The following is a 1,183-nucleotide window of genomic DNA, read 5'->3' as shown; positions in this document are numbered from 1 at the left end:
CGGAACTTCCCCCTAAAAATCACCTAAAAAATAGACCTAACTCTATATATATCAAGAGGATACAACTAAAATATGTTTAAAAAGTGTGCCTACGAATATTTTTAATATTTTTAAAAAAATACTTGACAATTCTTACAATTTATGATATAATATTTTTATGTATGTGCAAAGGATTTCCAAACGGGTAAAAGATAAAGTTTACACCACTATTCTCCTGATGAAAAGTATTCGTCAGGGAAAGAAAGTTGACCATAAAACTATCGCCAATATTACTAAATGGCCACCGCATATTATTTCTGCCTTAGAGTTTTCCTTAAAAGGTGGAAAGATAGAAGAGATCAAAGAAATTGGTGAGTATCAGAGGAAGCAAGGGAAATCATACGGTGCTTTGAAAGTGGTAGTAGAGGTAGCCAGATGGCTTGGGATAGAGGAATCGCTGGGCAGAAATAGACCTGCGATATTAGCCTTGATAATGATTGCTGGTCAGATAATATCGCAGAGGTCAAGATGGTATATTGCTAATTTCTGGTCAAAAGGCCAGGCAATAGACGAGGTATTCAAAAAAGAGATAAGATTTGATGAAGATGATTTATATGAAACATTAGTCTGGTTAAGCGAAAATCAGGAAAGGATTGAACAAAGAATATGGAAGAAGATGCTAAAGGAAAGCCCGCAGGGAACCAAGGCAATATTTTTATATGATGTTACCTCAACCTATGTTGAGGGAGAAAAGATGGCTTTATCTGAGTATGGATATCCAAGAGGGGCTGTAAAAGGTAAGAAACAGATAGTGATTGGACTTTTAACCGATAAAGATGGGTATCCCCTAACTGTAGAGGTATTTAAAGGGAATACGAATGATTATAAAACGGTAGTCAATCAATTAGAGAAGATAAAGAAGAATTATGGAGCAGAGAGGGTAGTATTTGTAGGCGATCGGGGGATGATAAAATCTGAGCAAATAAAAGAGATAACCGAAGAGCCGCTAAAATGGAATTACATCACCGCCATAACCAAACCACAGATAGAGAAGATGATAAGCGATGGGATAATTCAACTTGGTTTATTTGACGAGAAATTATGTGAGATAGAAGATAATGAAATAAGGTATATTATGAGAAGGAATCCTATGAGGGCAGAAGAGATAAAGAAGAATCTGGAGGCAAGGATAGTTTGTATTGAA

The 1,183-nt window shown here is 35.8% G+C and carries 1 protein-coding gene; it reads left to right on the top strand.

The features are described from left to right. Nucleotides 1–157: 157 nt before the first annotated feature. Nucleotides 158–1,183: IS1634 family transposase (locus AB1467_07520; GenBank protein MEW6296103.1), on the top strand; the 1,026-nt coding region annotated here is incomplete at its 3' end.

The organism is Candidatus Diapherotrites archaeon (assembly GCA_040755695.1).
Taxonomy (GTDB): Archaea; Iainarchaeota; Iainarchaeia; order Iainarchaeales; family 1-14-0-10-31-34; genus JBFMAK01.
The sequence above is the reverse complement of the archived record's forward strand: the minus strand, read 5'-3'. Positions and strand labels throughout refer to the sequence as shown.